Source organism: Mesorhizobium sp. M0208, from assembly GCF_040322015.1.
Classification (GTDB): domain Bacteria; phylum Pseudomonadota; class Alphaproteobacteria; order Rhizobiales; family Rhizobiaceae; genus Mesorhizobium.
Genome location: NZ_JAMYSP010000017.1, coordinates 11,514 through 36,033, shown reverse-complemented (window position 1 = coordinate 36,033; position 24,520 = coordinate 11,514). Strand labels below are relative to the sequence as shown.

At 63.7% G+C, this 24,520-nt stretch carries 26 protein-coding genes; 22 read left to right on the top strand and 4 right to left on the bottom strand.

The window, feature by feature from the left end; translation table 11 throughout:
* The first annotated feature begins 59 nt into the window (after positions 1–59).
* The 10 genes from ehuR to doeB all read left to right on the top strand — a co-directional run bounded on the left by ehuR (position 60) and on the right by doeB (position 9,779).
* Positions 60–1,445, top strand: coding sequence for a MocR-like ectoine utilization transcription factor EhuR (gene ehuR / locus NKJ17_RS18315; RefSeq protein ID WP_352507181.1), 1,386 nt, complete (start codon positions 60–62; stop codon positions 1,443–1,445).
* A gap of 122 nt (positions 1,446–1,567) precedes the next feature.
* A complete protein-coding gene (gene ehuA / locus NKJ17_RS18310) occupies positions 1,568–2,353 on the top strand; it encodes an ectoine/hydroxyectoine ABC transporter ATP-binding protein EhuA (protein ID WP_023677199.1) in 786 nt (261 codons plus the stop codon).
* Between the two features lie 65 nt (positions 2,354–2,418).
* The gene (gene ehuB, locus NKJ17_RS18305; protein WP_254819482.1) at positions 2,419–3,270 is read left to right on the top strand and encodes an ectoine/hydroxyectoine ABC transporter substrate-binding protein EhuB; all 852 of its coding nucleotides are present in this window, start codon (positions 2,419–2,421) and stop codon (positions 3,268–3,270) included.
* 187 nt (positions 3,271–3,457) lie between these two features.
* Positions 3,458–4,117: an ectoine/hydroxyectoine ABC transporter permease subunit EhuC gene (ehuC, locus tag NKJ17_RS18300; protein ID WP_352507092.1), complete on the top strand. Its 660-nt coding sequence runs from the start codon at positions 3,458–3,460 to the stop codon at positions 4,115–4,117.
* Between the two features lie 16 nt (positions 4,118–4,133).
* Positions 4,134–4,793 (top strand): ectoine/hydroxyectoine ABC transporter permease subunit EhuD, encoded by a 660-nt coding sequence (ehuD, locus tag NKJ17_RS18295; protein WP_254819480.1) that lies wholly within the window; start codon positions 4,134–4,136, stop codon positions 4,791–4,793.
* Complete coding sequence (gene eutA / locus NKJ17_RS18290; protein WP_352507093.1) at positions 4,790–5,563, top strand: ectoine utilization protein EutA; 774 nt, start codon at positions 4,790–4,792, stop codon at positions 5,561–5,563. The genes ehuD and eutA overlap by 4 nt, the downstream gene beginning before the upstream one ends.
* Positions 5,564–5,573: 10 nt before the next feature.
* Positions 5,574–6,566 (top strand): hydroxyectoine utilization dehydratase EutB, encoded by a 993-nt coding sequence (gene eutB, locus NKJ17_RS18285; RefSeq protein WP_352507094.1) that lies wholly within the window; start codon positions 5,574–5,576, stop codon positions 6,564–6,566.
* A complete protein-coding gene (gene eutC / locus NKJ17_RS18280) occupies positions 6,563–7,555 on the top strand; it encodes an ectoine utilization protein EutC (protein ID WP_352689617.1) in 993 nt (330 codons plus the stop codon). Before eutB ends, eutC begins: the two co-directional genes overlap by 4 nt.
* A gap of 38 nt (positions 7,556–7,593) precedes the next feature.
* The gene (gene doeA, locus NKJ17_RS18275; protein WP_352507096.1) at positions 7,594–8,772 is read left to right on the top strand and encodes an ectoine hydrolase DoeA; all 1,179 of its coding nucleotides are present in this window, start codon (positions 7,594–7,596) and stop codon (positions 8,770–8,772) included.
* A gap of 5 nt (positions 8,773–8,777) precedes the next feature.
* Positions 8,778–9,779, top strand: coding sequence for a N(2)-acetyl-L-2,4-diaminobutanoate deacetylase DoeB (doeB, locus tag NKJ17_RS18270; RefSeq protein WP_352507097.1), 1,002 nt, complete (start codon positions 8,778–8,780; stop codon positions 9,777–9,779).
* Between the two features lie 97 nt (positions 9,780–9,876).
* Here doeB and NKJ17_RS18265 read toward each other — a convergent pair whose 3' ends face one another.
* Complete coding sequence (locus tag NKJ17_RS18265) at positions 9,877–10,536, bottom strand: GntR family transcriptional regulator (protein ID WP_352507174.1); 660 nt, start codon at positions 10,534–10,536, stop codon at positions 9,877–9,879.
* 322 nt (positions 10,537–10,858) lie between these two features.
* On the opposite strand from NKJ17_RS18265, the gene NKJ17_RS18260 reads away from it, so the two are divergent.
* The 8 genes from NKJ17_RS18260 to atzF are packed head-to-tail and all read left to right on the top strand — an operon-like array spanning position 10,859 to position 19,126.
* On the top strand, positions 10,859–11,986 hold the full coding sequence (locus NKJ17_RS18260; RefSeq protein ID WP_352507098.1) for a BMP family ABC transporter substrate-binding protein: 1,128 nt from the start codon (positions 10,859–10,861) through the stop codon (positions 11,984–11,986).
* A 20-nt stretch (positions 11,987–12,006) separates the two neighbouring features.
* Positions 12,007–13,131 (top strand): ABC transporter permease, encoded by a 1,125-nt coding sequence (locus NKJ17_RS18255; protein WP_352507099.1) that lies wholly within the window; start codon positions 12,007–12,009, stop codon positions 13,129–13,131.
* Positions 13,131–14,057: an ABC transporter permease gene (locus tag NKJ17_RS18250; RefSeq protein ID WP_352507100.1), complete on the top strand. Its 927-nt coding sequence runs from the start codon at positions 13,131–13,133 to the stop codon at positions 14,055–14,057. The genes NKJ17_RS18255 and NKJ17_RS18250 overlap by 1 nt, the downstream gene beginning before the upstream one ends.
* Before the next feature lie 14 nt (positions 14,058–14,071).
* The gene (gene biuH / locus NKJ17_RS18245; RefSeq protein WP_254819471.1) at positions 14,072–14,773 is read left to right on the top strand and encodes a biuret amidohydrolase; all 702 of its coding nucleotides are present in this window, start codon (positions 14,072–14,074) and stop codon (positions 14,771–14,773) included.
* A gap of 52 nt (positions 14,774–14,825) precedes the next feature.
* Positions 14,826–16,310, top strand: coding sequence for an ABC transporter ATP-binding protein (locus NKJ17_RS18240; protein WP_352689630.1), 1,485 nt, complete (start codon positions 14,826–14,828; stop codon positions 16,308–16,310).
* Positions 16,310–16,978, top strand: a complete 669-nt coding sequence (locus NKJ17_RS18235) for a cysteine hydrolase family protein (RefSeq protein ID WP_352507101.1) — start codon at positions 16,310–16,312, stop codon at positions 16,976–16,978. The genes NKJ17_RS18240 and NKJ17_RS18235 overlap by 1 nt, the downstream gene beginning before the upstream one ends.
* Complete coding sequence (locus tag NKJ17_RS18230) at positions 16,971–17,321, top strand: cupin domain-containing protein (RefSeq protein ID WP_352475666.1); 351 nt, start codon at positions 16,971–16,973, stop codon at positions 17,319–17,321. The genes NKJ17_RS18235 and NKJ17_RS18230 overlap by 8 nt, the downstream gene beginning before the upstream one ends.
* A complete protein-coding gene (atzF, locus tag NKJ17_RS18225; protein WP_352507102.1) occupies positions 17,318–19,126 on the top strand; it encodes an allophanate hydrolase in 1,809 nt (602 codons plus the stop codon). The genes NKJ17_RS18230 and atzF overlap by 4 nt, the downstream gene beginning before the upstream one ends.
* On the opposite strand, the gene NKJ17_RS18220 is transcribed toward atzF, so the two are convergent.
* Together NKJ17_RS18220 and NKJ17_RS18215 are read right to left on the bottom strand one after the other, a co-directional pair.
* Complete coding sequence (locus NKJ17_RS18220; protein ID WP_352689616.1) at positions 19,098–19,688, bottom strand: cytochrome c; 591 nt, start codon at positions 19,686–19,688, stop codon at positions 19,098–19,100. The genes atzF and NKJ17_RS18220 overlap by 29 nt on opposite strands.
* Before the next feature lie 17 nt (positions 19,689–19,705).
* A complete protein-coding gene (locus NKJ17_RS18215) occupies positions 19,706–20,248 on the bottom strand; it encodes a phosphatase PAP2 family protein (protein ID WP_352507104.1) in 543 nt (180 codons plus the stop codon).
* Between the two features lie 41 nt (positions 20,249–20,289).
* On the opposite strand from NKJ17_RS18215, the gene NKJ17_RS18210 reads away from it, so the two are divergent.
* Positions 20,290–20,772, top strand: a complete 483-nt coding sequence (locus NKJ17_RS18210; protein WP_352452336.1) for a DUF2127 domain-containing protein — start codon at positions 20,290–20,292, stop codon at positions 20,770–20,772.
* A 42-nt stretch (positions 20,773–20,814) separates the two neighbouring features.
* On the opposite strand, the gene cueR is transcribed toward NKJ17_RS18210, so the two are convergent.
* Entirely contained in the window at positions 20,815–21,213 is a 399-nt protein-coding gene (cueR, locus tag NKJ17_RS18205; RefSeq protein WP_352452335.1) for a Cu(I)-responsive transcriptional regulator, read from the bottom strand.
* Positions 21,214–21,467: 254 nt separating this feature from the next.
* Here cueR and NKJ17_RS18200 point away from each other — a divergent pair, with 254 nt between their 5' ends.
* Genes NKJ17_RS18200 through NKJ17_RS18190 form a run of 3 tightly spaced genes read left to right on the top strand, consistent with a single transcriptional unit; the run spans position 21,468 to position 24,462 of the window.
* Positions 21,468–22,535 (top strand): type III polyketide synthase, encoded by a 1,068-nt coding sequence (locus tag NKJ17_RS18200; protein WP_352507106.1) that lies wholly within the window; start codon positions 21,468–21,470, stop codon positions 22,533–22,535.
* Positions 22,532–23,245 carry a methyltransferase domain-containing protein gene (locus NKJ17_RS18195; protein ID WP_352507107.1) on the top strand — a complete coding sequence of 238 codons (714 nt, stop codon included), beginning with the start codon at positions 22,532–22,534 and terminating at the stop codon, positions 23,243–23,245. Before NKJ17_RS18200 ends, NKJ17_RS18195 begins: the two co-directional genes overlap by 4 nt.
* Positions 23,242–24,462: an NAD(P)/FAD-dependent oxidoreductase gene (locus tag NKJ17_RS18190; RefSeq protein WP_352689615.1), complete on the top strand. Its 1,221-nt coding sequence runs from the start codon at positions 23,242–23,244 to the stop codon at positions 24,460–24,462. The genes NKJ17_RS18195 and NKJ17_RS18190 overlap by 4 nt, the downstream gene beginning before the upstream one ends.
* The last annotated feature ends 58 nt before the right edge of the window (positions 24,463–24,520 follow it).

The following is a 24,520-nucleotide window of genomic DNA, read 5'->3' as shown; positions in this document are numbered from 1 at the left end:
ACACATGACGGCGCATTATTTCGATTGTCAATTGCACTGATTTCGATCTCTAATAAGTCATGACATTTTGGCGACCAGATCCCGCTCTTATCCGGCGGCCGGCATATCAATCGCTCGCCGACCAGTTCGCGCGGGCCATTCATGACGGGCGTCTGGCCAATGGGGCGCGCTTGCCGACGCACCGGCAACTGGCCGACGATCTGAAACTTTCCGTGCAGACGGTCAGCCGCGCCTACGAGGAATTGATCCGCCGCGGGCTGGTTTCCGGCGAGGTCGGCCGCGGCAGCTTCGTGCAGACGCAGCGCCGCGAGCCGGAGCCGCCCTATCTGCCGGAGCGGCTGGGCGAGGTCATCGACCTCTCCATCCTGAAGCCGGTCTGTGAACCGATGCATCTGGAGCGGCTGAGGCAGGCACTGGGCTGGCTCGCGGAAAACCTGCCGTCGAGCTCGGCGCTGTCGTTCAGGCCGAACATGGTGTTCCCGCGCCACCGCGCGGTGGGTGTCGAGTGGCTGCGGCTCTGCGGCCTCGACGCGTCGCCGCAGAACATCAGCCTGACCAACGGCGCCACCGCCGGTATGACGGTAGCGCTGATGAGCGTGGCGCCGCCCGGTTCGACCGTCGCCACCGAAGCGATCGGCCATCACACGCTAATCCCGCTGGCGCGCTATCTCGGCTTCAATCTCGAGGGTCTGCCGATCGACGACAATGGGCTGATCCCGGAAGCGCTCGACGAGGCCTGCCGGCTGTCCGACATCCGCGCCGTGTTCGTGCAGCCCTCGGTGATCAACCCGACGGCAACGCTGATGGATGCCGCCCGGCGCGAGCAGATCGCGGCGGTGGCGCGCAGGCACGACATCGCCATCATCGAGAACGATGTGCTCGGCCCGCTGGTCGAGGACCGGCCGCCGCCGGTCGCGGCGTTTGCCCCCGAGCGCACCCTCTACGTCACCTCCTTCACCAAGATCGTGGTGCCCGGCCTGCGCATCGGCTATCTCGCGGCACCCGATCGTTATGTCGCCGCGGTTGCCAACCGCCACCTGGTCTCGAACTGGATGGCGACCCCGATGGTGGCCGAGATCGCCAGCAAATGGGTGACCGACGGCACCGCGATGGAACTCGTTCGATGGCAGCGCCTGGCTTTGCGGCGGCGTCTGGACATCGCCGCCGAGGTGCTTGCCGGAGTGGATTATCGCGCTCATCGCGACGGGCTTCACGTCTGGCTGCGGCTGCCCGAGGATCGCGGCGAGGAAAGCTTTGTGTCCCAGGCGCGCCTGCAGGGCGTGGCGATTGCGCCCGGCACGTCGTTTCGCATTTCGCAGATGCCTTGGCATCCAGCTGTCCGGATTTCGCTGGGCTCGACCACGGAGGGGGAACTGCGTGCCGGTCTCGGCGTTGTCACAAAGCTTCTGCTCGGCGATCCCGAGCATCTCCTGCTTGCCATCTAGGCAGCAAATGGCGGGGAATTGTGCGGAGTTCGAAATATTGTCATGATATTATTTTCTTGATTGACATGATTTGCCGTGATCCGCATCGTTAAAGGCATAGCTTCTCCAGCACGGGAAATTCATTGTCGGCGCCCATCATCAAGATCGACGGCATTTCGAAAAGCTTCGGCACCTTCAAGGTGCTGGACGGCCTCTCAATGCAAGTCATGCCCGGCGAGAAGCTGGCGCTGATCGGCCCATCGGGTTCGGGCAAGACGACGATCCTGCGTATCCTGATGACGCTTGAGCGCATCGACAGCGGCCACATCCAGGTCGATGGCGAACAGCTGTACCACATGGAGCGTAACGGCCGGCTGCTGACGGCCGATGAACGGCATTTGGCAAAGATGCGCCAGAAGATCGGCATGGTCTTCCAACTGTTCAATCTGTTTCCGCACAAATGCGTCATCGACAATGTGACGCTGGCACCGATGCTGACCAAAGGCGTGCCGCGGGCCGCCGCCGAAAAGCGGGCGATGGAACTGCTCGACATGGTCGGCATGGTCGACAAGGCCAAAGCGATGCCGGCGCAGCTTTCCGGCGGACAGAAGCAGCGCGTCGCGATTGCCCGGGCGTTGGCGCTGTCGCCGAAGATCATGCTGTTCGACGAGGTCACCTCGGCGCTCGACCCGGAGCTCGTCGACGAGGTCCTCAACGTCATGCGCAAGCTCGCCGCCGAGACCGACATGACCATGCTGCTGGTCACCCACGAGATGGGTTTCGCCCATGACTTCGCCGACCGGGTGCTGTTCTTCGATCGCGGCAGAATAGTCGAGGAAGGCAAGCCCGACGAGATTTTCCGCCATCCCAAACAGGAGCGTACGCAAGGTTTCCTGAAGAAGATCATTGCGGCCGGACATCGGGTCTGACTGCCATGCGAGGCGGCGACGCCTCAAGCAAGCCAAGAAGACAGACAAACAAGGAGTTGGGAACAATGAAGAAATTTGCCATTTTGGCCGGCGTCGCCGGTATTGCGCTGGCGGCGGTGCTGGCCGCCTCGACGGCCGGCTCGGCCGATGACAGCAAGCTCGAAGAGCTCAAGGCGCAAGGCTTTGCCCGCGTCGCCATTGCCAACGAGCCGCCCTATACGGCGGTCGCTGCCGACGGCAAGGTTTCGGGTGCGGCGCCTGACGTTGCCCGTGAAATCTTCAAGCGTCTTGGCGTCAACGATATCGTCGCCTCGATCTCGGAATATGGCGCCATGATCCCGGGTCTGCAGGCCGGCCGTTTCGACGTCGTCACCGCCGGCCTGTTCATGAAGCCGGAACGTTGTGCTGCGGTCGCCTATTCGGAACCGGTGCTGTGCGATGCCGAGGCGATGCTGGTGAAGAAGGGCAACCCGAAGGGCTTCAAGAGCTACGAGGACGTCGCCAAGGACACCAGCGCGACGATCGGCGCACCGGGTGGCGGCACCGAGGAAAAGCTGGCGCTCACCGCAGGTGTGCCGCGCGAGCGCGTCATCGTCGTGCCGGACGGCCAGAGCGGCCTGAAGATGCTGCAGGACGGCCGCATCGATGCTTATTCACTGCCCGTGCTGTCGATCAACGACCTGGTCAAGAAAGCCAATGATCCGAACCTCGAAGTCATCGCGCCGGTGGTCGGTGCGCCGGTCTATTGCGACGGCGCAGCCTTCAAGAAGGGCGACGAAGCGCTGCGCGACGCCTATGATGTCGAGCTGGCGAAACTGAAGAAGTCCGGCGAGTTCGCCAAGATCATCGAGCCTTACGGCTTCTCGGCGGCGGCGGCAATGTCGACGAGCCGCGACAAGCTCTGCTCGGCGAAGTAGGCGGGTCTTCCTTCTCCCCGTTCACGGAGAGAAGGAGGCCCGAAAGGGCCGGAGGAGGGGCAGCACAAAGTTCTGCCAAACGGGCTCTGCCCCTCATCTGCCTGCCGGCTTCTTCTCCCCGTGAACGGGGAGAGGGAGGCTGAAGCCAACGTCTCGCTGGACATTCAACGCGGAAACTCTCGACCCAATGACCCAATGGTCCGGCTATTTCGGCCTGATATTGCAAGGAGCACTCGTCACCATCGAGTTGACGCTGATGGGGTCAGTGCTGGCCTTGGTCATGGCCTTTCTTGCCGGGCTAGGGCGGCTGTCGCGGTTTTTCGTGCTGCGCGCGCTGGCCACCGCCTATATCGAGTTCTTCCGCGGCACCTCGATCTTCGTGCAGCTGTTCTGGGCCTATTTCGTGCTGCCTTTCGCCGGCATTTCGCTGACGCCGCTGCAGGCCGGCGTGCTGGCGCTGGGCCTCAATGTCGGCGCTTATGCGGCGGAAGTCGTGCGCGGCGCCATCAAGTCGATCGGCCGCGAACAATATGAGGCCTGCACCGCGCTCAATCTCGGCCGCTGGCAAGCCATGCGCCATATCATCCTGCCGCAAGCGCTTTTGGTGATGCTGCCGACCTTCGGCAACAACGCCATCGAGCTGCTCAAGGCCACCGCCGTCGTTTCGTTGATCTCGCTTGCAGACCTGACCTTCCAGGCGCAGGTGGTTCGCTCGCAAACCGGCAATACACTGGTGCCGTTCAGCACCATCCTCGTCATCTATTTCGTTCTGGCGCTGCTCATCTCCTGGGGCGTGCGGTCGCTGGAACGCCGTATGGCTCGTGGCCTGGACGGGGTCCGCCTATGATGGATCGGGCCTGCTAATGGAATGGGATTGGGATTTTGTCCGGCAGATCCTGCCGACGCTGATCGAGGGAGTGAAGATCACCATCCTGGCGACGCTGCTCGGCTCGGTGCTGGCGGCCGTCGTCGGGCTGGGCATTGCGTTGGCGCGCCGTTCGCCGAACCGGGCCCTGTCGCGCACCGTCGGTTTCGTTGCCGAATTCATCCGTGGCACGCCGCTGTTGGTGCAGCTCTATTTCATCTTCTACGTGCTGCCGGATTTCGGCGTCCTGTTGCCGCCGTTGGTGGCGGGCGTCATCGGTCTCGGACTGCACTACGGCACTTACACCGCCGAGGTCTACCGCGCCGGCATCGACAATGTGCCGCGCGGCCAATGGGAAGCGGCCAAGGCCTGCAATCTGAATGCCACGCAGACCTGGACGCACATCATCATTCCGCAGGCGATCCCGCCGATGATCCCGGCGCTTGCCAATTATTTCATCGCCATGTTCAAAGAGACGCCGCTGCTGTCGGCGATCACCGTGCTGGAACTGATGAACCAGGCCAAGAGCGTCGCCAACACCTATTATCGGTATATCGAACCGATCACCTTGGTCGGCGCTTTCTTCCTCGCCATCAGCCTGTTCTCGGTGGTGTTGCTGCGCTGGCTGGAACACCGTTATGGGCGGATCGAACGATGAGCGCTGCACCCGATATCCGCCTGCGCTCGGTCCGGCCGCCGCTCGATGCGCGTCCGCTGGAAAAGCGGGTCGGCCTGATCATCCTTGCCACCGACCATACCAGCGAACCGGATTTTCACCGCATGGTGGCAAGCGATCGTATCGGCGTCTATGTCGCGCGCATCCCCTACGCCAATCCGACGACGCCGGACAATTTGCGCAAGATGCAGCCGTCACTGACGGCGGGGGCGGCCCTCATCCTGCCCGACGAGCCGCTCGATGCGATCTGCTATTCCTGCACCTCGGCCTCCGTCGTGATCGGCGATGCCGAAATCGAGGCGGCGGTGCAGGCCGCCAAGCCCGGCGTGCCGGTGGTCACGCCGCCGATGGCCGGCGTGCGCGGCCTGAAGGCGCTGGGCGCCAGGACGGTCAGCATCCTCACCCCTTACACGGTCGAGACCAGCCGGCCGATGGCGACCTATTTCACCGAGCATGGATTCGAGATCGCCAGTTTTACTTGCCTCGGCTTCGAGGATGATCGCGAGATGGCGCGGATTGCGCCGAAATCCTTGGTCGATCTGGCCCGTGATGCGATGGCCTCGCAGGCCGACGCGCTGTTCGTGTCCTGCACGGCGCTGCGGTCGGCGGCGGCAGTTGTCGGCATGGAAGAGGCTATCGGCCGCCCCGTCGTCACCAGCAACCAGGCAACGGCCTGGAATTGCCTGCGCCTTTGCGACGACGACGAGCCGCGCCCTGAATTCGGCCGTCTGATGACGCTGCCGCTGAACTGATTGATGAGCCATGACCGCTTCCCAGATAAGCCTCCCCGATATCCGCGCCGCGCGCGAGCGCATCGCAGGCAAGATCGAGCGTACGCCGACCGTTCCTTCCCGGAGTCTTTCTCAGCACTTGGACGCTCCTGTTTATCTCAAGCTCGAACATCGGCAGACCACCGGCGCCTTCAAGCTGCGCGGTGCCTCGAACGCTATCGCTTCGCTGACAGAAGAGGAGAAGGCGCGTGGCGTCGTCGCCGCCTCGACCGGCAACCACGGTCGGGCGCTTGCCTATGCCGCACAACTGCAAGGCATCCACGCGACGATCTGCATGTCGCGGCTGGTGCCGCAGAACAAGCTCGACGAGATCCGCCGGCTCGGCGCCGAGATCCGCATCGTCGGCAACAGCCAGGACGATGCGCAGCGGGAGGTCGAACGGCTGGTCGCGGAAGACGGGCTGATCATGCTGCCGCCCTTCGACCATCCTGCCATTGTCGCCGGGCAAGGCACGCTCGGGCTGGAGATCATCGAACAGGTTCCTGATGCCGCCCTTGTGCTGGTGCCGCTGTCTGGCGGTGGGCTGGCGGCTGGCGTTGCCGCTGCCGTCAAGGGCGTCAGCCCGGCGACGAAGGTCGTCGGCATCTCGATGGCGCGCGGTGCGGCGATGAAGGCGAGCCTCGACGCCGGGCACCCGGTGCTGGTCGAGGAACTGCCGACGCTGGCGGACTCGCTCGGCGGCGGCATCGGCCTCGACAACCGGCTGACCTTCTCGATGTGTCGTGACCTGCTCGATGATGTGATCCTGCTCAGCGAGGACGAGATCGCCACCGGCATCCGCCATGCCTATGAACAGGAGCGCGAGATCGTCGAAGGCGCCGGCGCGGTCGGCATCGCAGCCGTGCTTGCCGGCAAGGTCAGGGTGAGCGGCCCGACGGTGCTCATTCTGTCCGGCCGCAACATCGACATGGCACTGCACCGCAAGATCATCTGCGGCGAAGCAATTGCGGAGAGCGCAGCATGAGCCGTATGACGATCCTCACCGAAGCTGAATTGCGCAAAATCGTGAAGCTCGATCTTGATGCCGTCGCCTGCGTCGAGAACGCGTTTCGGGCGCTCGCTACCTTGCCGGTGGCGATGCCGTCTATCTTGCGGCTGGACATTCCAGAGCATCGCGGCGAGGTCGACGTCAAGACCGCCTATGTGCCGGGCATCGACGGTTTTGCGATCAAGATCAGCCCAGGTTTCTTCGACAATCCGAAGCTCGGCCTGCCCAGCGTCAACGGCATGATGGTGCTGCTGTCGTCCAAAACCGGATTGATCGAGGCGCTGCTGCTCGACAATGGCTATCTCACCGACATCCGCACCGCCGCCGCCGGTGCGGTCGCCGCCAAACATCTGTCGCGGGCGGACTCCTCCGTCGCCGCGATCTTCGGCGCCGGTGTTCAGGCCGGACTGCAGCTCGAGGCGCTGATGCTGGTGCGGCCGATCACGGAAGCCCGCATCTGGGCAAGGGATGCCGCCAAGGCCGAAGCCGCGGCAGACGCATTGTCCGAAAGACTGGGCATCGCCGTTCACGCCGAGCCCGACGCGGCAAAGGCTGCGGCCGATGCCGACATCATCGTCACCACGACGCCGTCGACCGAGCCGCTGATCAAGCCCGGCTTCGTCTCCGCCGGCCAGCATATCACTGCCATGGGCTCGGATGCCGAGCACAAGAACGAGATCGCGCCGGCGATCCTGCGCATGGCCGATCTCTACGTTGCTGACAGCGCCAAGCAGACGCGGCGCCTGGGCGAACTGCACCATGCCATCGCGGCGGGCGTGATGGCGGCCGATGCCGAGATCACCGAGCTTGGCCATATCATCGCCGGCGAAAGGTATGGCCGGCGCTCGGACAGCGACATCACCATTGCCGATCTGACGGGCACAGGCGTGCAGGACACGGCAATCGCCACGCTCGCCCGCGACCGGGCGCGTGCGGCCAAGACCGGTACGATTTTCGAAAGCTGATGCTGGCCGCAAGGCCCAACAAACGAGGACCAAGAACAATGCAGCCAAATTTGAAATTCTCGCGCGGCGAATATGCGGAGCGCCTCGCCAAGACGCGGAAGGCGATGGAGGCCAAGGGCGTCGATCTGCTGATTGTCAGCGATCCGTCCAACATGGCCTGGCTGACCGGCTATGACGGCTGGTCGTTCTATGTGCACCAGGCCGTCATCGTGCCGCCGTCGGGCGAGCCGGTGTGGTACGGGCGCGGCCAGGACGCCAACGGCGCCAAGCGCACCGCCTATCTCGCGCACGACAACATCGTCGGCTATGCCGACAACTACGTGCAGTCGACCGAGCGCCATCCGATGGATTTTCTGTCCGGCGTGCTTTCCGATCGCGGCTGGGGGAAGCTCCGCATCGGTGTCGAGATGGATAATTACTGGTTCTCCGCCGCTGCCTTCGCATCGCTGCAGAAGCACTTGCCCAATGCCCGCTTCGTCGATGCCACGGCGCTGGTCAACTGGCAGCGCGCGGTGAAGAGCCCGACCGAAATCGATTACATGCGCAAAGCCGCCCGCATCGTCGAAGCGATGCACCAGCGCATCGTCGACAAGATCGAAGTCGGCATGCGCAAATGCGACCTGGTCGCCGAGATCTACGATGCCGGCACGCGCGGCGTCGACGGCGTCGGCGGCGACTATCCGGCGATCGTGCCGCTGCTGCCGTCGGGCGCCGACGCATCGGCGCCGCACCTGACCTGGGACGACCGGCCGATGAAATCGGGCGAGGGTACCTTCTTCGAGATCGCCGGCTGCTACAACCGCTATCACTGCCCGCTGTCGCGCACCGTTTTCCTCGGCAAGCCGACGCAGGAGTTCCTCGACGCCGAAAAGGCGACGCTGGAAGGCATGGAGGCGGGACTTGCCGCCGCCAAGCCCGGCAACACATGCGAGGACATCGCCAACGCCTTCTTCGCGGTGCTGAAGAGATACGGCATCGTCAAGGACAACCGCACCGGCTACCCGATCGGGCTTTCCTATCCGCCTGACTGGGGCGAGCGCACGATGAGCCTGCGTCCGGGCGACCGCACCGAGTTGAAGCCCGGTATGACCTTCCATTTCATGACCGGCTTGTGGCTCGAGACGATGGGCTTGGAAATCACCGAATCCATCCTGATCACCGAGACGGGCGTCGAGTGCCTGGCAAATGTGCCGCGCAAACTGGTGGTGAAGAATTGAGCCCGATGTCCAGCCTTCGCCCGTCACCGATCACGCCGACCGTCGATTTCGAGCGCGACGGGGTTCAGCACGGTTTCCTGCGCCTGCCTTACAGCCGCGACGATTCCGCCTGGGGATCGGTCATGATCCCGATCTGCGTCATCCGCAACGGCAAGGGGCCGAGCGCATTGCTGACCGGCGGCAATCATGGCGACGAGTACGAGGGGCCGCTGGCGCTCTATGACCTCGCCCGTACGCTCGACCCGAAGCAAGTCAGCGGCACGGTCATCATCGTGCCGGCGATGAATTATCCGGCGTTCCGCGCCGGCACCCGCACCTCGCCGATCGACAAGGGCAATCTAAACCGCAGCTTTCCCGGCCGGCCCGACGGCACGGTGACCGAGAAGATCGCCGATTATTTCCAGCGCGAGCTTCTGCCCCGCACCGACATCGCGCTCGATTTCCACTCCGGCGGCAAGACGCTCGACTTCGTGCCGTTCTGCGCTGCCCACATCCGGCCTGACAAGGTGCTGGAAGCGAAGGGGTTCGCGGCGGTCGAAGCGTTCTCCGCGCCTTGGTCGATGAAGATGCTGGAGATCGATGCGGTCGGCATGTTCGACACTGCCGCCGAAGAGATGGGCAAGCTGTTCATCACCACCGAGCTCGGCGGCGGTGGGACTTCGCGCGCCGAAACGGTGCGGATCGCGCGGCGCGGCGTGCTCAACGTGCTGCGCCATGCCGGCATCGTCGCCGGCGCGGTCGAGATGCAGCCAACCCGCTGGCTCGACATGCCGTCCGGCGATTGCTTCTCGTTCGCCGAGGACGACGGGATGATCGAAACGATGATCGATCTCGGCGAGCCGGTGGTAGAAAACCAGGTGATGGCACGCATCCATTCCATAGGCCGCACCGGCGGCGCTCCGCAGGAGATCCGGGCCAAAATGTCCGGTCTGTTGGCCGCGCGGCATTTTCCGGGGCTGGTCAAGGCCGGCGACTGCGCTGCCGTGGTCGCCGTGCTGGTCGATTGAGGGCTAGAGCGGGATGCGTTCAACGGCCATCCCGCTCTATCTGTTTGTTTAGCCGCATTTCTGCGACGCCAAGTGATTCACTTGGCTGCAAAATGCTCTAGGAAGCCGATGTCGGGACCGGCTCGGCCTTGCCTTTGGGGCGATCGCCGATGGCAAAGACGGCGCTCGCCTCGCTGACGATCGAGACATGATCCTTGGCGGCTATTCCGGCGGCCGTACTGTCGCCGCGCATGATTGCGGTGACGATGGCGTCATGCTCCTGCCACGACTGGGCCAGCCGGCCGGGCAGCATGAATTGCGCGCGCCGGAACGGCGCCAGGCGGCCGCGCGTCATGACGGTCAGTTCATAAATGTGCTTGCTGTGGGCGCCGCGATAGAGCCGGGTGTGGAATTGGGTGTTGAAAAGCTCATACTCTTCTTCGGCTCCGAGCTGCACCAAGCGCGCCGAGGCCTGGTGCTCGGCCTCCAGCGTGTGGCGCTCGCCCGCCGTCATGCGCTCGGCCGAGAAGCGCGCGCAGATCGCTTCAAGCTCGGCCATGCTCTCGAACATCGAGGCGAGGTGCTCCTGCGTCACCACGGCGACGGTGGCGCCGCGGTTCGGCCGCCTTTCGACCAGTCCCATAGCACTGAGCCGGCTTAGCGCTTCCCTGATCGGCGTGCGTGAAACGTCGAAGCGGGCGGCGAGCGAGGCTTCGTCGAGTTTTTCGCCGGGACGCAGGAAACCGGTGACGATCCGGTCGCTGATCGCCCTCACCATCTGATCGACGGTCGTGCCCGACCTGATCAAATTGCGCTTTCCCGACACGTCTCCTCCGTCCAGTCTTTTCGCTAGAGCCGTGAGCCACTCACCGGCTTCGATTCCTCGCTGCTCTGTATGCCTATGTTTTAGCCTTCATGTCAAATTGACGACTTTGGAGGCAAAAAGTGTATGCAATTGCTCTGGCTTTGTGCAGTCCACATCCATGCACTCATTGATATTGCTGAATAAATCCAATTTCTGAAACTGGCACGCTGATTGCATACACTTCTCTCATTGAGGTGTTAACCGGCCCCAAAAGGCCCCATAGAGGGAGCATTCAATGTCCGAGAGATTCATGCTTAGCCGTCGCGAGCTGCTCAAGACGTCCGCCGTCGGAGCGGCGCTCGGCCTTGCGTCCGCATCGTTTCCGATCAGCAGGGCCTTCGCCGCGACGGCCACCGTCGGCTTCATCTATGTCGGGCCAAAGGACGATTACGGCTATAACCAGGCGCATGCCGAAGGCGCCGCCACGCTGAAGAGGATTGAAGGCATTTCCGTGGTCGAAGAGGAGAACGTGCCTGAGACCGTCGACGTCCAGAAGACGATGGAATCGATGATCAATCTCGACGGTGCGTCGCTGATCTTCCCGACCTCGTTCGGCTATTTCGATCCGCACATGCTGGCCATGTGCGCGAAATTCCCCGACGTGCAGTTCCGCCATTGCGGAGGCATGTGGAGCAAGGACAAGCATCCGATGAATGCCGGCTCCTATTTCGGCTATATCGGCATGGGCCAGTATCTGAACGGCGTCGTCGCCGGCCACACCAGCAAGACCAAGAAGCTCGGCTTCGTCGCGGCAAAGCCGATCCCGCAGGTGCTGCTCAACATCAATTCCTTCCTGCTCGGCGCGCGCTCGGTCGACCCGACCATCACCTGCCAGGTGATCTTCACCGGCGAGTGGTCGCTGGCGGTCAAGGAGGCGGAGGCCGCCAATGCGCTGGTCGACCAGGGTGCCGACGTCATCACCTGTCATGTCGACAGCCCCAAGGTGGTGGTCGAGACGGCGGCCGGGCGTGGCGCCTTCGTCTGCGGCTATCATGCCAACCAGAGCCCGCTGGCGCCGGAAAAATACCTGACCGGCGCGGAATGGAACTGGGCCAAGGTCTACAAGATGTTCGTCGACGATCTGGTGGCCGGCACGCCGCTGCCCAATTTCACGCGCGGCGGCCTGGCCGACGGCTTCGTCAAGATGAGCCCGCTCGGCCCCGCCGTCGGTGACGCCGCCCGCAAGCAGTTCGACGGCACGCTGGCCGAAATGATGAAAGGCGGATTTTCCGTCATCAAGGGTCCGCTGAAGAGCAACAAGGGCGTCGTCGTCGCGACCGAGGGCCAAGCCTTCGTCGAGACCGCGCTCGAACTCGAAAGCATGGACTACCTGGTCGAGGGCGTCGTCGGTTCGACCGCCTGAACCGGATCGGAGACGGGGCTATGGCAGACACGGTCGGCACTGCGGGCGCACCGGCGCTGTTTGGCGCCAGGAATTATCCGGCGGCGCTCGAATGGGCGGCGCGGCGGGCGGAAGCCTTCGTCATACCGCTCGCGGCGCTGATCGTCGGCATGGCGCTGTTCAGCGTGTTCATCGCGCTGGTCGGCAAATCGCCGGTGCAACTCTTCGAGACGATGTGGCGTGGCGGCTTCGGCTCGTGGTTCTCGATCCAGAACTCGCTGTCGCGGGCAGCACCGCTTTTATTGGCAGCGCTCTGCGTGGCGCTGCCGGCACGACTTGGCCTTGTCGTCATCGGCGGCGAAGGCGCGATCGTGCTGGGCGGTGTTGCCGCCGCCGCCATCGGCGTGGCAGTGAATGGCGCGCCGGCTTTTCTGGTCATCCTGCTGATGGGCGCGGCGGGCGTGGTCGCCGGCGGCATCTGGGTCGGTGCCGTCGGCGCACTCCGCCACTACCGCGCCGTCAACGAAACCATCTCCAGCCTGCTGATGGCCTATATCGCCATCGCGGTGATGAACCATCTGGTCGAAGGGCCGCTGCGCGATCCGGCCTCGCTCAACAAACCCTCGACCGAGCCGCTGGCGGATGCCTACCGCATCGGCAACATTCCAGGCATGGACGTGCACTGGGGCCTTATGCTCGGTATCGTCGCCTGCGTCCTGTCCTGGCTGCTGATCGAAAAGACGCGCTGGGGATTTGCCGCCCGCATTGCCGGCGGCAATGTCAGGGCGGCCCAGGTGCAGGGGCTTGCCGTCGGGCCGCTGATCGTCGGCTTCACCGGGCTCGCCGGCGGCTTTGCCGGGCTGGCCGGCATGCTGGAGGTCGGCGCCGCGCAAGGCAGCGCCAACGCCTCGCTCGCCGCCGGCTATGGTTATACCGGCATCCTCGTCGCCTTCCTCGCCCGCCACAATCCGCTCGCCATCATCCCGGTCGCTTTCCTGCTCGGCGGCATCGGCGCTTCCGGCGGGCTGATCCAGCGCCGCATGGACCTGCCCGACGCCACCGTGCTGGTGCTGCAAGGCATGCTCTTCGTCGTCATCCTGTTCAGTGAAACTTTTTACGGCCGCTTCAAGGTCTTCAATCCCGATCTGTGGAAGAGGGGCTCCTGATGGACGCGACCGAGATCGGCCTGTGGGGCGTGCCGCTCGCCATTCTCGGCGGCGCCATCCGCGTTTCGACGCCCTTCGTCTTCGTCTCGCTTGGCGAAGCCATCACCGAGCGCTCCGGCCGCATCAATCTCGGCCTCGAAGGCACGCTGGTCTTCGGTGCCATGACCGCCTACGCCGTCGCGGTGATGACCGGCTCGCCATGGCTCGGCCTGTTGGCCGCCGCAGGTGCCGGTCTTTGCTTCGGCTTGTTCCACGGCTGGATCTGCAAATTCCGCGGGGTGAACGACATCGCCATCGGTATCGCGCTGATGCTGTTCGGCTCCGGTCTCGCCTTCTTCTTCGGCAAGCCGTTCATCCAGCCCTCGGCACCAGACCTGCCGGCCATCGCCTTCGGTGGCTGGTCGGATATTCCGCAGGTGCAGGCGGCGCTCAACGTCAACATCCTGTTCCTGATCGGTGCGGCACTTGCCGTGTTCCTGTGGTGGGCCTTCCGCAACACGCGTGCCGGCCTGATCGTGCGCGTCGTCGGCGACAGCTCCGATGCGGCGCGCGCCATGGGCCTCAATCCCAACACCGTGCGCCTGCTTGCGACAGGTGTCGGCGGTGCGCTCGCCGGCATCGGCGGCGCCTATCTGTCGCTCTACTATCCCGGCAGCTGGACCGAACGCATCTCGTCGGGGCAGGGGCTGATGGCGGTGGCGCTGGTCATCTTCGCGCGCTGGAATCCGCTCGGCTGCTTTGCCGCGGCACTATTGTTCGGCGGTGCGGGCGCGCTGGGCCCGGCACTGCAATCGGTCGGGGTGACGCAGGGCTACTATCTCTTCTACGCCGCGCCTTACATCCTCACGCTCATCATCATGATCGCCACCTCGTCGCCGAGCCGCTCGCTTGCCGGCGCGCCGGGCGAATTGTCGATCACCAAATAACTGGAGTTTTTCCGATGAACGCCAGAGCCGAGATCACCCAGCGCTACATCGATGCCGATCCCTATCCATGGCCCTATAATGGCGAGCTGCGGCCAGACAATACGGCGCTGATCATCATCGACATGCAGACCGATTTCTGCGGGCCGGGCGGCTATGTCGATCATATGGGCTACGATCTTTCGCTGGTGCGGGCGCCGATCGAGCCGATCAAGTCGGTGCTCGCAGCCATGCGGGCCAAGGGCTACACCATCATCCACACGCGCGAGGGCCACCGGCCCGATCTCGCCGACCTGCCGGCCAACAAGCGCTGGCGCTCGCGCCGCATCAATGCCGGCATCGGCGACCCCGGACCATGCGGGCGCATCCTGGTGCGCGGCGAACCCGGCTGGGACATCATCCCCGACCTCTATCCGGCGGTGGGCGAACCGATCATCGACAAGCCGGGCAAGGGCTCGTTCTGCGCCACCGACCTCGAACTGATCCTGCACCAGCGCGGCATCGAAAACATCGTGCTGACCGGCATCACCACCGATGTCTGCGTCCACACGACGATGCGCGAGGCCAACGATCGCGGCTTCGAATGCGTGATGCTGGAGGATTGCTGCGGCGCGACCGATTACGGCAACCATCTTGCCGCGATCAAGATGATCAAGATGCAGGGCGGCGTGTTCGGCGCGGTGTCGAACTCGGCATCCTTCGTCGCGCAGCTGCCGTGAGGACACGATCTTGAGCGGAGCCAAGAAAGCCGTCGGCGTCGAGACCATCGGCATGACCATGCGCTTCGGCGCCTTCACCGCGCTGGACGACGTCTCGATAAAGGTGCCGGCGGGATCGTTCCATGCGCTGCTCGGCGAAAACGGCGCCGGCAAGTCGACGCTGGTCAAATGCATGATGGGTTTTTATCACCCGACCGCCGGCGACATGCTGGTCGAAGGCCGCGAGGTCGCGATCGCCAGTCCCAAGGACGCTTCGGCGCTAGGGCTCGGCATGGTCTATCAGCATTTCACGCTCGTCCCGTCGCTGACCGGCGCGGAGAATCTGGTTATTTCGCGCGAGAAGGTGCCCGGGGTCATCGACTGGCGCAAAGAGCGCGCCGCACTTGCGCAATTCATGCAGCGTATGCCGTTCAAGCTGCCGCTCGACGTCAAGGTGGCCGAACTCGCGGCCGGCGAGAAGCAGAAGCTCGAAATCATCAAGCAGCTCTATCTCGGCCGCAGTTTCCTGGTGCTCGACGAGCCGACCTCGGTGCTCACTCCCGGCGAAGCGCAGGAGGTGCTTGGGCTGGTGCGCGACATGACAAGGAGCGGCGACCTTACGGTGCTGATGATCTCGCATAAATTCCACGAGGTGACGGCGTTTGCCGACGACATCACAGTGCTGCGCAAGGGCAGACTGACCGGAACCGGGAAGGTCTCCGACCTTTCCCACAAGCAGATGGCGGCGATGATGATCGGCGACCAGCCGATTTCAGCGCTCGACAGTCGTGCTCCGGTGCCGGCTGGAGCCCGGCAGGTGCTTACGGTGAAGTCGCTAAAGGCGCCCGACCGCACCGGCTTGAAAACCATCGACATCGGCGAACTCGATGTTAAGTCCGGCGAGATCGTCGGCGTTGCCGGCATTTCCGGCAACGGCCAGAAGGAGTTTCTCGAAGTCCTTGCCGGACAGCGGGCGCGCAATGCCGGCGACATTCTGGTGAAGGGCTCGCCCTATGGCGCCAGCCGCAGCGAGGCGCGCACGCTCAATGTCCGCTTCATTCCGGAGGAACCGTTGCGCAATGCCTGCGCACCGAAGATGACGGTCGCGGAAAACATGGCCTTCCGGACCTTCGACCTCGACGAGGCCGGCAAGCCGGTCAGCTGGATCAGGATGAGCGCGATCAGGGACTACGCGGCGCGTCTGGTTGAACAGTTCAAGGTCAAGACCGCCTCGCTCGCTTCGCCGATTTCGTCGCTGTCGGGCGGCAATGTGCAGCGCGCGGTGCTGGCGCGCGAGCTGACCGGCGAAGTCGATCTTCTGATCGTCTCCAACCCGTGTTTCGGCCTCGACTTCTCCGCCGTGGCCGAAATCCGCGCCCGTATCATGAAGGCGCGCAATGCCGGCGCCGCGGTGCTTCTGATGTCGGAGGACCTCGACGAACTGCTTGAACTTTCGGACCGCATCTTCGTCATGTCCGACGGTGCGCTGGTCTACGAGACGCCGATCGCGCAGGCGAGCGTGCAGACGATTGGCGAGCACATGGCGGGACATCATTGATGGCGGAGATCGAGGCGCTGCCGTTTCCGTTTGCCTTCAAGCCTGAGACGATGGCGCTGGTCGTCATCGACATGCAGCGCGATTTCGCCGAGCCGGGCGGCTTCGGCGCCAGCCTCGGCAACGACGTCAGCCGGGTCACGGCGATTGTGCCGACGGTGAAGAGGCTGATCGAGGGGTTCCGCACCGCCGGCCTGCCGGTGATCCACACGATGGAGTGCCACAAGGCAGACCTTTCGGATCTGCCGCCGGCCAAGCGCAACCGCGGCAACCCATCGATACGGATCGGCGACGTCGGGCCGATGGGTCGCCTGCTGATCGTGGGCGAGCCGGGAACGGCGATCCTCGATGAACTTGCGCCACTGCCTGGCGAGATCGTCATCGAAAAACCCGGCAAGGGCGCATTCTATGCCACCACCTTCGGCGACGACCTAAAGCGGCTCGGCGCACAGCAATTGGTCTTTGCCGGAGTGACGACGGAGGTCTGCGTGCAGACGACGATGCGCGAGGCCAACGACCGCGGCTATGATTGCCTGCTCGCCGACGATGCGACGGAGAGCTATTTTCCCGAGTTCAAGGCGGCAGCGCTGGCCATGATCAGGGCGCAGGGCGCCATCGTCGGCTGGACCGCAACGACCGATCAGGTGCTCGAGGGAATTTCCAATGCCTAACATTGCATACCGGGCTCTCATTCAAGGGGGCTGGCGCGACCTGCCGTTCGAGCATTTCCGCGATGGCATTACGGTGCATTGGCTGCTCAAGGGCGGACCGACGGAACCGTCGGTGGCGATCCTGAACTACCGGGCGGGCGCCGGCGTGCCGCGTCATCGCCATGCCGGGCTGGAAACGATCATCGTGCTGGAAGGCACACAGAGCGACGAGAACGGCGATTATGCCGCGGGCAGCGTGATCCTGAACCCGGTCGGAACCGAGCATTCGGTGTGGACAAAAGACGGCTGCGTCGTACTCATCCAGTGGAACCTGCCGGTAGTCATTCTGGACGAGGCCAAATGAGCGACATCCGCTTCGATATAGCGAGCTTGCACGCCGCCTATCAGGCCGGCGCCGCCGTCGGCGAGGTGATCGATACGATCCATGCGCGGCTCGCGACAGCCGACGATCCGGGCATCTTCATTCATCTGGCGAGCAGGGCGGAGATGCTTGCCGAAGCAGAAAAGCTCGGCCCGTTCGACCCCGTGTCAAAGCCGCTGTGGGGCGTACCATTCGCGGTCAAGGACAACATCGATGTCGCCGGCATGCCGACGACGGCAGCATGTGCGGAATATGCCTACTTGCCGGTAAGAGACGCCAACGTCGTCGCACGCCTCAAGGCCGCCGGCGCGCTGGTCGTCGGCAAGAGCAATCTCGACCAGTTCGCCACCGGCCTCGTCGGCGTGCGCACGCCCTATCCGATCCCGAGGAACGCGATTGATCCAAAACTGGTGCCAGGCGGCTCGTCTTGCGGCTCGGCCGTGGCGACGGCACGCGGCATCGTCTCGTTCGCGCTCGGCACCGACACCGCCGGCTCGGGGCGCATACCCGCCGGCCTCAACAACATTATCGGGCTGAAGCCGAGCGTCGGCGCGCTGTCGGCCGCCGGCGTCGTGCCGGCCTGCCGGACACTAGACTGCGTCTCGGTGTTCGCGCTCACCGTCGACGACGCCTACAGGGTGTTCGAGATCGCGGCGGCAAAGGACAACGCCGATCCCTATTCGCGCGACTTCGCCATTCAGGCCCTTGCCGCGCGCCCGCCGGTGCTGACGGTCGGCGTGCCGGCCGGGGCCGACTGGACGTTCTTCGGCGACCAGGCGATGCAGGCGGGCTTCGAGGCCGCTCTTGCCGCGCTGGAAGAGCTGGGCTGCAGGCTGGTCGAAATCCCGTTCGGCGATTTCTACGCCACCGCCAATCTGCTTTACGAGGGCGCCTGGGTGGCGGAGCGTTACGCCGCGATCAAGGACTTCATGGAAGCCAACGAGGCGGCCATGCATCCGGTGACGCGGCAGATCATCGGCGGTGCGCGAAAACTTTCCGCCGCGGACGCCTTCAACGGGCTCTATGCCTTGCAAGGCTACAAGGCCAGGCTTGCGCCGGTCATCGCCTCGGTCGACCTATTCTGTGTGCCGACCGCGCCGACCCACTACACAGTCGAGGCGGTTCTCGCCGATCCGATCGTCACCAACAGCCGGCTCGGCACCTACACCAACTTCGTCAATCTGCTCGACATGTGCGGCATCGCCGTGCCGACCGGAACACGCAGCGACGGTTTGCCGATGAGCGTCACCTTGCTTGCCGCGGCGGGCAAGGACCATCTGACGGCGTCGCTTGCGCAGGATGTCCATGCGGCAAGCGGCCTTGCGCTGGGCGCTACAGGCTGGCCGCTGCCGCCGCGTGGCGATGTTCGCGTCGACGTGGACGAGGGCACGATCGAGCTGGCCGTGGTCGGCGCGCATCTATCGGGGATGGCGCTGAACGGCCAGTTGCAGCAGCTCGGCGCGATTTTCGCCCGGGGGGCAAGAACGGCGCCGCTCTACCGGCTTTACGCGCTTGCCGGCCAGTCGGTGCCGCGACCGGGGCTCGAACGGATCTGCAATGGCAAGGGGGCAGCGATCGAGGTCGAAGTCTGGCGGCTCTCGCCACAAGCGTTCGGGCGCTTCGTCGCCGCGATCCCGCCGCCGCTCGGCATCGGGACGCTTCTGCTTGATGACGGAACTTCGCCGAAAGGCTTCCTCGTCGAAAGTGCCGGCCTCACCGATGCAAAGGAGATTTCGCATTTCGGCGGCTGGCGCAATTTCATGGCGGGTCAGCTGCAGCGGAGCTGACGCTATCACTCGACCTTTTGCCGGAATTTCGAATGGCAGCTCGAGCAATCCTGCAAGATGAGATGCAGGAGGTGCTCCGCCGGCAATTTAGTGGGATCGCTTCCGCGAGTGATGGTCGCTTGCCAAGCAGGCTGCCACCGCCCATCGCCAGGCCGGAACCCATTCTCATGTCGTCGGTGATGCGCGGCGGCGCCCGCTCGGCGTCGGAGGCCAAGGCGCTGGCCAGCGTCCCGATGTGGCGAGCCAGCTCTTCGAACTCCGCGCGGGCGGGGTCGATATCCGGCTTGGCGCCTGAAGGCGCGCCCAATGTCGCGCTGGGGAATTCGGCAATCAGGGCACGGCCGGTGCGGGCGCGGATGGTCTCGGCCGCCGCCTTGAAGGCTGCGGCGTCGTACGCCTGCTTGCCGTCGAACATCCCAGCGATCGCCTTTGCCGCCGCGGCCATTTCCTTCATCGAGGCCTGGCGAGCCTCGATGACCGCATCACGACCCGAATGGGCGGCGGCGAGCACGACAGAGACGCAGGCAAGCGACAGGACCGCTATGATAGCTGCTCGTCTCATCGTTGGCACATAAGGAGCTAGAGAATTCTTGTGACCAGACTGTCCAGTCGGGAGTTCTCGCGATAGGCCAATCGGACCACAACGGCACCTAAGACGCCAGTGATGGCACCGCCTATCACGTCGGTGAGATAGTGGGTGCCGATATAAATTCTCGACCAGCAGATCAGCAATGCCATGATGGAGAGGGCCAGCGTCCGGCGCGGCAGACCTTGCATTGCAAGAGCCGCAACAACCGCAAAGCTGGCTGTCGCGTGGTCGGAGGGAAACGACCAGTCGGCGCTGGGCGCAATCAGCAGATGCGTCACGCCGGCATCGTAGGGCCGCAGCCGGTGGACGAATAGCAAAATGAACTGATTGATCGCCAGACCGAGCAGGAACGCCAAGCCGGCGGACAAGGCAGCATGGCGCACATGGTAGCGGTCGGCCTTTGCCCACCATTGCAGGGCAACAGCCAGCACCATCAGCGGAACGCCGATTTGTGAGACGGCGATCATTGCCTTATCAAGAAAAGGGCTGATCCCGGCTGCCGCGTTGATCCAGTGGGTTAGGGCTGCATCCATCGTTTCTCGTTTCCGCTGTTGTCGATCGCAAGGTGAATTTTGTGAAAGCAGTAGACGAACGCCGCATCCATCAGATTTTCGAGCTCAGCATCTGGCTTAAAGGGGCGCATGCCCTGATCGAATGCGTGGGCGGGATCCTGCTTTATGTCGTCACCACCGACGCCATTGCCTCCTGGGTCAATACATTCACCCAAGAGGAATTGATCGAAGATCCGAACGATTTCATAGCTGGCTATCTGTCGCAGATGGCAAGCCACTTTTCCGTCGCCAGCAAGGAGTTTTATGCCTTCTACCTGCTTAGCCACGGCCTGATAAAACTGCTGCTCGTTGTCGGGCTTTTGAGAGGCAAGCTGTGGTCGTATCCGGCATCGCTTGCGGCGCTGGGCGCATTTATGTTCTATCAAGTCTACCGCTACTCCTACACCCATTCGTTCGGCCTGCTTGTCCTGACCGTATTCGATGCTGTCGTCATGGTGCTGATCTGGCATGAATGGAAGGTCGTGCGGCAGCACAAGCCGGCATGACAGCGAAGTTCGCACGTCAGCCGCTCCGATTTTCAATCCACCTCACTGGGCGACGCCTTGTCCTGCCAGCTCGTCGATGATCGGGCAATCCGGCCGCTCGTCGCCGTGGCAGTGACTGACCAGATGGTGGAGCAAGCCGCGCAATCCGACCAGTTCGGCGATCTTCCTGTCGATCTCCACCAGCTTGGCTTTCGCGATCGCCTTCACGTCGGCGCTGTCACGTTCCCTGTCCTGGTACAGCGAGAGCAACTGGCGGCATTCGTCGACCGAAAACCCCAGGCTTCGCGAGCGCTGCAGGAAGCGCAGCCGGTGAATATCGGCCGTCGAGTAATCGCGATAGCCATTGTCTGTCCGGGCCGGATGCAAGAGCCCGATGTCCTCGTAATAACGGATCGTCTTGGACGGCAGGCCGGATTTTTCGGATGCGATACCGATGTTCATGGCGGAAATCTCCTTTGTCAGAGGAAATAGACCTTCCAGTAGATGGAAGGTCAACATGATGTGGCGATTTTGGATGCCCGACGCAACCGCCCACCGGCTCCAACCGTTTGCCTGCCAACAGCACGTGCTGAACCTTCGGGAAGAAATCAGTTTTCGGAAACGTTTATCGAACAGCTCAATCCGGTGTTCGACATCGGTGTCAATAACCAAAGACCCTCCGGCGGCACACCGTGCATACGCCGAGGAGACAGAATATGTCCGTCAAAGCCTATATCAACCGGATCGCGACAGCGGTGCCGGAGCACGAGGTTCATCAATTCTACCTGCGTTTTGCGGCCTCGATGCTCGCGGCCGATCGCCGGAGGATCTTCGAACGCATGGCCGATCTTGCCGGCATCGAGCACCGCTATTCCTGCTTTGCGCCGGCGTCCGACCCCGAGGGACCGTCCGCCGACCTAGCGGGGACGTTCATCCGCGGTGCGTTTCCCGGAACGGCGATGAGAATGGCAATGTTCGACGATGCAGCACCTGTTCTGGCGCAAAAGGGCATCGACGGATTGCAGCTTGGCGACGACGCCTCCCGCATCACCCATTTGATCGTCACCACCTGCACCGGTTTTTCGGCGCCGGGCATCGATCTCGAACTGGTTGCCCGGTGTGGGCTGCCGGATAGTGTCGAACGCACGATGATCGGGTTCATGGGTTGCTACGCGGCAATCAACGGCCTCAAGCTGGCCCACCACATCGTCCGCTCCGACCCACAGGCCAAGGTCCTGCTGGTCAATATCGAGCTCTGCACGATGCATCTGCGCGAAACCACTGAACTCGAAAAACTGCTGTCGTTCTGCCTTTGGGGTGACGGCTGCGCGGCCGCGCTCGTGACCGCCGAGCCGGCCGGCATCGAGCTCGATAGCTTTCACTGTCTGGTGGCGAGGGAGCGGCGGGAGCTGATGCGCTGGAACATTCGCGACCACGGCTTCGAAATGGTTCTTTCCGGCCAGGTTCCGGCAGCCATTCATGAAGCGTTGCGGAGCAACCAGGCCGCCATCCTCGGCGGTCGATCGGCGGAAGACATCGACCTTTGGGCCGTGCACCCGGGTGGACGTTCGGTTCTCGACGCCGTCGAAAGGGCCCTGAAACTGGTGTCCACCGCGCTGGACCCATCGCGCGAGGTGTTGCGCCGGTATGGGAACATGTCGTCCGCGACCGTCATGTTCGTGATGAAGGAGATGTTGAAGGCGCCACCCGGCCTGCTCGGCTGCGGCATGTCGTTCGGACCAGGATTGACGGCGGAAACCATGCTCTTTCGAACGGTGTCATGAGCGGCCTGGAGCGTCGGCAGCTTGCGCCGGAAATCCTCGACGGACTTGCTGCCGACGATCCGCGAGCGCTTGTCGCGCGCCGCGACCTTCGTCGCATCAATATGCTGATGTTTCAGGCGCCGATCATGACGTCGTTGCTCAGGAGGTTCGTGCCAAAACCGCCACGCCGCATCCTGGAGATCGGCGCCGGCGATGGCTCCTTCATGCTGGCGGTGGCGCGGCGCATGGCCAGGCATTGGCCCGGGGTCGAACTGGTAATGCTCGACCGCGTCGACCTTGTCACGGCGCAACTGCGCGGTGATTTCGACAGGCTGGGATGGAAGGCCGAAGGCGTCACCGCCGATGTCTTCGACTGGGCAGGAAAGATCGAGGGCGTGCGGTTCGATGCCATGACCGTCAATCTGTTTCTGCATCATCTCGACGATGCGAAGCTCGTGCGTCTGTTTTCGCTGATCAGGCCGAAAGCCCCGTTGCTCATCGCGACAGAGCCGCTGCGGGCGAAACTGGCGCTGGCCGCGACCCGTCTTCTCCCGGCAATCGGCGCCAACGACGTCACACGAAACGACGCGGCTCAGAGCGTGCGTGCCGGCTTTCGCGGCAGCGAGCTTTCCGGCCTCTGGCTTGCGGCCAACGGCAAACCGGTCGAGGAACGGCGCGCTGGCCTGTTTTCCCATATCTTCGTCGGCGCCAGCGCCAGTAACGAGCCATGACGCGATTGTCGACCCATGATGCGATCATCATAGGCGCCGGCCCGGCGGGCACATCTGTCGCGCTCACGCTGGCCCGGCGCGGATGGGCCGCGGCCATTGTGGAGAAGACCGCATTTCCGCGCCGCAAGGTCTGCGGCGAATACATCTCGGCAAGCAATCTTGCGCTTCTCGACCAGCTGGAGATCGGCGATGCCTGGCGTGCCAATGCCGGCCCCGAAATCCGCCGCGTCGGTTTGTTTTCCGGTGAGACCTCCGTCGAGGCTGCAATGCCTGGTGCAGGAGCTGGGTCTCGTGCGAAACACGGCTTCGGCCGGGCGCTCGGCCGGGACATTCTCGACTCTCTGCTTCTACAGGCGGCGCGATCGGCGGGCGTCGAAATCTTCCAGCCCTGCCGCGCCGTCGCCATCGACCGGGATGGTGAGATGCAACGTGTACGAGTTCAGGCCGGGGATGAAGCGGTGATGTTGCGTGCGCCGGTGATTGTCGCCGCACACGGCTCCTGGGAGCCGGGACCATTACCCAGCCAGCTCGCAAAGACCAATCGGCCGTCGGACTTGCTCGGCTTCAAGGCGCATTTCACCGGGTCGTCGCTCGCACCGGATTTGATGCCTCTGCTGGCTTTTCCCGGCGGCTATGGCGGCATGGTCTCGGCGGATCATGGACGGTTGTCGATCTCGTGCTGCATTCGCCGCGATGTGCTCGCGCGGCTGCGTAAACAACATGACCCCGAACACCGGAGCCATGTGTCAGCCGCCGATGTGGTCTCGCGCCATCTCATGAATTCATGCCGGGGCGTGCGAGACGCCCTGGAACCGGCGCACCTCGACGGCCCGTGGCTTGCCGCGGGTCCGATCCGGCCGGGAATTCGCTCCTGCTACGAACAGGACATCTTCCGGGTCGGCAATGCAGCCGGAGAGTCTCATCCCGTTATCGCCGAGGGCATCTCGATGGCGCTTCAGTCCGGCTGGCTGCTGGCTAGCGAACTCGCATCCGCGCCAAGTGGCCAAGCGGGGCGCGAGGCCGCCGCCAGACGCTACGAGGCGGCCTGGAAAAGACTGTTTTCGACCCGGGTCTACGCTGCCGCTGCTATTGCCGGAATTGCCCTTCGCCCCGGCAGCGCCACCGCGATGGCGGCGATCGTCCGGAATTTCCCGCAGGCGCTGACATTGGGCGCGCAACTGAGCGGCAAGACCAAGCCGGTTCCCGGCTTTGCCTGACGAGCGGCGCGCATGAGGGCACGCCCAAAACAGGGTGACCATCCTGTTTTGGCTCGCA